Source organism: Polaromonas sp., from assembly GCF_013817205.1.
Classification (GTDB): domain Bacteria; phylum Pseudomonadota; class Gammaproteobacteria; order Burkholderiales; family Burkholderiaceae_C; genus Polaromonas.
This window is the reverse complement of sequence record NZ_JACDDD010000132.1, coordinates 1-4,640: the sequence shown is the minus strand read 5'-3', so window position 1 is coordinate 4,640 and position 4,640 is coordinate 1. Positions and strand designations below refer to the sequence as shown.

Annotated in this window: 6 protein-coding genes; all 6 read right to left on the bottom strand. The window is 61.9% G+C overall.

Annotation, left to right across the window (positions count from 1 at the left end):
• On the bottom strand, window positions 1-666 hold a 666-nt coding region (gene leuB, locus H0W47_RS18275; protein WP_296926994.1), incomplete at its 3' end, for a 3-isopropylmalate dehydrogenase.
• 83 nt (window positions 667-749) lie between these two features.
• On the bottom strand, window positions 750-1,400 hold the full coding sequence (leuD, locus tag H0W47_RS18270) for a 3-isopropylmalate dehydratase small subunit (protein WP_296926992.1): 651 nt from the start codon (window positions 1,398-1,400) through the stop codon (window positions 750-752).
• A 12-nt stretch (window positions 1,401-1,412) separates the two neighbouring features.
• Window positions 1,413-1,541: a hypothetical protein gene (locus H0W47_RS18265; RefSeq protein WP_296926990.1), complete on the bottom strand. Its 129-nt coding sequence runs from the start codon at window positions 1,539-1,541 to the stop codon at window positions 1,413-1,415.
• Window positions 1,538-2,959 carry a 3-isopropylmalate dehydratase large subunit gene (leuC, locus tag H0W47_RS18260; protein ID WP_296926988.1) on the bottom strand — a complete coding sequence of 474 codons (1,422 nt, stop codon included), beginning with the start codon at window positions 2,957-2,959 and terminating at the stop codon, window positions 1,538-1,540. The genes H0W47_RS18265 and leuC overlap by 4 nt, the downstream gene beginning before the upstream one ends.
• 39 nt (window positions 2,960-2,998) lie before the next feature.
• Window positions 2,999-3,943, bottom strand: coding sequence for a LysR family transcriptional regulator (locus H0W47_RS18255; RefSeq protein ID WP_296926986.1), 945 nt, complete (start codon window positions 3,941-3,943; stop codon window positions 2,999-3,001).
• A 220-nt stretch (window positions 3,944-4,163) separates the two neighbouring features.
• Window positions 4,164-4,358, bottom strand: coding sequence for a hypothetical protein (locus tag H0W47_RS18250; protein WP_296926984.1), 195 nt, complete (start codon window positions 4,356-4,358; stop codon window positions 4,164-4,166).
• Window positions 4,359-4,640 lie beyond the last annotated feature (282 nt).

Genomic DNA, 4,640 nt, shown 5'->3' with positions numbered 1-4,640 from the left:
GTCCACGTACATGTGATCCAGCGCGACGTCGGGGTATTGCTTGCCGACCTCGGTGACGACGTCTTTCCAGAGCTGGAAGGTTTCCAGCACATTGGCCTTGTCGACGCTGGTGACGCGGCTGCTGCGTTTGCGGGCGGCCTGGAAGGCAACGTGGGCGATGCGCTCGATCTCTGGGCGCGAATAACGCATGGTGTCGAAAGCTTCCTCGGCACCGGGGAAGTGTCCGTCCACGGCGGTGCGGCGGCCGCGCGGCTGGCCGAAGTAGATGTCGCCGGTCAGCTCGCGAATGATCAGGATGTCCAGGCCGGAGACCAGCTCGCGTTTCAGGCTGGAGGCGTCCACCAGCTGCGGGTAACAGATGGCGGGACGGAAGTTGGCGAACAGCCCCAGGTTCTTGCGCAGGCCGAGGATGGCCTGCTCGGGGCGCAGCGGACGGTCCAGCGTGTCGTATTTCCAGTCGCCGACCGCGCCGAACAGGATGGCGTCCGAGTCCTTTGCCAGCTTCAGGGTGGCGTCCGGCAGTGGGTGGCCGTGCGCATCGTAGGCAGCGCCGCCGACCAGCGCGGTCTCGGTTTCAAATTTCAGGTCCAGTGCGCCAAGTACCTTGACGGCTTCAGCGACGATTTCGGTGCCGATGCCGTCACCCGGGAGGATTGCGATTTTCATATCTTTTGTTCTCTAATTACTATAATTTTGATAGCTGTTAACGCTCGCCGAATATGGGCTGCTGCCAGTTTCTTGTTGAAATATTAGACAGGCAGCCGATTTGCAAGCCAAGGCTTGGTCGCCAGCCGTTCAGCCTCGAAAGCCTTGATCTTGTCGCTCTGGCGCAGGGTCAGGCCAATGTCGTCATAACCGCCCAGCAGGCAGAATTTCTTGAAAGCCTGCACATCGAAAGCAATCTCTTCGCCCTGTGGCTTGACGATCACCTGGCGCTCCAGGTCGATGGTCAGCTGGTAACCGGGGAAGGCCAGCGCTTCGTCAAACAACTGGCCGACCTGGGCTTCACTCAGCACGATGGGCAAGAGGCCATTCTTGAAGCTGTTGTTGAAAAAGATGTCCGCATAACTGGGCGCGATGATGGCGCGAAAGCCGTACTGGTCCAGCGCCCAGGGCGCGTGTTCACGCGAGGAACCGCAGCCGAAGTTCTTGCGCGCCAGCAGGATGGAGGCGCCCTGGTAACGCGGCTGGTTCAGCACGAAGTCGGGGTTGGGGCGGCGGCTGGCCGGGTCCTGGCCGGGAAAACCGGCGTCCAGGTAGCGCCACTCGTCAAAAAGGTTGGGGCCGAAGCCGGTCTTGCGGATGGACTTGAGGAACTGCTTGGGAATGATCGCGTCGGTGTCGACGTTTTCGCGGTCCATTGGGGCGACCAGGCCTTTGTGAACATTGAATTTCTGCATGATGATCTTCTTTCAATAAATCGAAGCGATGCGCTTGTTGTCTTTCCAAGTGGCGGCGTGGATCCGGCTTTGCCGGTCCACAGCGGCCGCCCCCTTGAGGGGGGATCCGGCTACACGGAGTGAGCCGAGAAGGGGGGTCACGAAAATTTCCTGATGTCGACGAAGTGGCCGTGCACTGCGGCAGCCGCAGCCATGGCCGGGCTGACCAGGTGCGTGCGGCCGCCGGCGCCCTGCCGGCCTTCGAAGTTGCGGTTGCTGGTGGAAGCGCAGCGCTCGCCGGGCTCGAGCCTATCGGCATTCATGGCCAGGCACATGGAGCAGCCGGGCTCGCGCCATTCAAAACCGGCGGCAACAAAAATCTTGTCCAGGCCTTCACGCTCGGCCTGTTCCTTGACGAGACCGGAGCCGGGCACCACCATCGCCAGCTTCACATTGCCGGCGACCTTCTGGCCGATCTTCTGCACCATGGCGGCGGCTTCGCGCATGTCCTCGATGCGGCTGTTGGTGCAGGAGCCGATGAAGACCTTGTCCACCAGGATGTCGTTGATGGCCTTGCCGGGTTGCAGGCCCATGTAGGTCAATGCGCGTTCGATGGCATCGCGCTTGTTGGCGTCTTTTTCCTTGTCGGGGTCGGGCACGCGGTCGTCGATGGACAGCACCATCTCGGGCGAGGTGCCCCAGGTCACCTGCGGGCAGATCTGCGCGGCGTCGAGCTTGACCACGGTGTCGAACTTCGCGTCCGGGTCGGACTGCAAAGTGTTCCAGTACTTGACGGCCTGCTCCCATTCGACGCCAGTCGGCGCCAGCGGCCGGCCCTTGACGTAGGCGATGGTTTTTTCGTCCACCGCCACCAAACCGGCGCGGGCGCCGGCTTCGATGGCCATATTGCAGACCGTCATGCGGCCTTCCATGCTAAGCGCGCGTATCGCCGGGCCGCCGAACTCGATGGTGTAGCCGGTGCCGCCGGCCGTACCGATTTTTCCAATGATCGCCAGCACGATGTCCTTGCCGGTCAGGCCGGGCGCCAGCTTGCCGTCCACCTGGACCAGCATGTTCTTCGCTTTTTTTGCGAGCAGAGTTTGCGTTGCCATCACGTGTTCGACTTCGCTGGTGCCGATGCCGTGCGCCAGCGCGCCAAAGGCGCCGTGCGTCGAGGTGTGCGAGTCGCCGCAAACCACGGTCATGCCCGGCAGGGTCGCGCCACTTTCGGGGCCGATCACGTGCACGATGCCCTGGCGTTTGGACAGGAAGGGGAAGTAGGCGGCCGCGCCGAACTCGGCGATGTTGCCGTCCAGCGTGGTGATCTGCTCCTTGCTGACCAGGTCGGTGATGCCGTCGTAGCCAAGTTCCCAGCCAGTGGTCGGCGTGTTGTGGTCGGCAGTGGCGACGATGGAGCTGATGCGCCAGACCTTGCGGCCGGCCTCGCGAAGGCCCTCAAACGCCTGCGGGCTGGTGACCTCATGCACCAGGTGTCGGTCGATGTAGAGGATGGCGGTGCCGTCTTCCTCGGTGTGGACGACGTGTTCGTCCCAGATCTTGTCGTAGAGGGTGCGTCCCATGGTGTTTTCCTTCGTGGTGGTCTGATTTTAGTAAGGGGTTCAGGCTGCGGCGGCTGCGGGCAGGGCAGCGTGTGCTGTGAGGTGATCGACCAGCAGGCGGGCCGTGACCGGCAGGCTGGAAAAGTCGCGCGCCACCAGCTCGATCTGGCGTGTAGCCCAGTGGTTGTTCAGAGCCACGGCTTCGAGTTCGCCGACGCCGTGCATCAACTCGAACGCGCGTTGCGGCATCACGCCGACGCCCAGGCGGTTGTGGATCATGCGGCACATGGCGTCCAGTCCGGTGACGTGGATGCGCAGCTTGATGGTGCGGCCGGCCAGCGCGGCGGCGTCGCGCATGGCCAGGTAAATCGAGCTGTTGGAATGCAGGCCGACGTGGTCGAAATCCAGCGTGTCTTCGAACGCAATCGCGTCCTGCTCGCCCAGCGGGTGACCGCGCGGCACGATCAGAACCAGGCGGTCCTGGCGGTAGGGCTGGGCCTGCAGATCGCCGATGCCGTCGGCGGTGTTGCAGATGCCGAGATCGGCCGCGCCTTCCTGCACGGCGCGCACAACTTCCGTGCTCAGGTGTTCTTCCAGGTCGATCTTGACCTCGGGGTGCTGGGCGATGAAAGCGCCCAGGTCTTCCGGCAAAAACTGCACGATGGCCGAGATGCTGGCGTGCACGCGCACATGGCCGCGCACGCCGGCGGCGTATTCGCTGAGCTCGCCCTGCATTTTTTCGAGGCTGAATAGCACCGAACGCGCGTGATGCAGCAGGCTTTGCCCTGCGGGCGTCAGGTCCACGCCGCGGGTGTGGCGGTAAAGCAGGGGGGTGTCGAGCGCGGCTTCGAGGTCCGACAGGCGCTTGCTGACGGCAGAGGCCGCGATGAACTCGCGCTCCGCCGCCTTGCCGATGCTGCCGAGTTCGCACACCGCTACAAAAAGTTGCAGCGAGGTCAGGTCGATACGGCGGGTGAAGTTGCGCTCGGAGCTCTTTGGCGTCATGGGATAAATGCATCGTAAAATGCGATGAGTCGCTATTTTGCAATAAGCAAATCAATTCAGTCATCGCGTTTGGAGATGCCGAGCTTGCCTGTTACTCCTGGTTCTCAACAAACAAGCTTGGCTTGTCTTCTTGGCGAAAAATGTCTTTGAGAGCAGTTTTTAGGGTGTAGCGCACTAAATACGGGGGTAAGCAGCTCCTAAAAACATAGCAGCAGCCGATTTACTTGTCCTGATGCTTTGTACGGTGCAGGCTCAGAAGGTACTTGCCGAGCGCTGCAAGTCGCCACGGTTCGGGTGCCTCGACCTTCTCGGTGGCGATTTCCAGCACTTGGTTCATTTCGGCGGGCGTGCCTAGCGGTGGCGAAAGCACCTCCAGGGGTGTCGGGCTTTCGGGCACACGTCCTAAAGCTTCCACAAACCAAATGTCAGCCCGCTGGATAGCGCGCCGATAAAGGCAAACGTCAAATACGCCGCAAACACCCTACCGCGCGCGACGGCCCATACGGCCATCGCAGCTGGCAATGACGTCACGCCTCCAGCTACCAAAAAGGCCATGCCCGCGCCGGGCGATAACCCGGATATTTCATTAGCAGGAGTCGGCAGCCCCGTGCCGAAGCGCGTTGTCATTGGTGTTCGATGTCAATTGCAACCGGGGACTGCCAATGCCAAAGTGTACGCAAGAACGGATCGATTTTGG

Coding starts and splice junctions, on each gene's coding strand:
- leuD (WP_296926992.1), bottom strand. CDS start 1,400: ATGCAGAAATTCAATGTTCACAAAGGCCTGGTCGCCCCAATGGACCGC.
- leuC (WP_296926988.1), bottom strand. CDS start 2,959: ATGGGACGCACCCTCTACGACAAGATCTGGGACGAACACGTCGTCCAC.
- H0W47_RS18255 (WP_296926986.1), bottom strand. CDS start 3,943: ATGACGCCAAAGAGCTCCGAGCGCAACTTCACCCGCCGTATCGACCTG.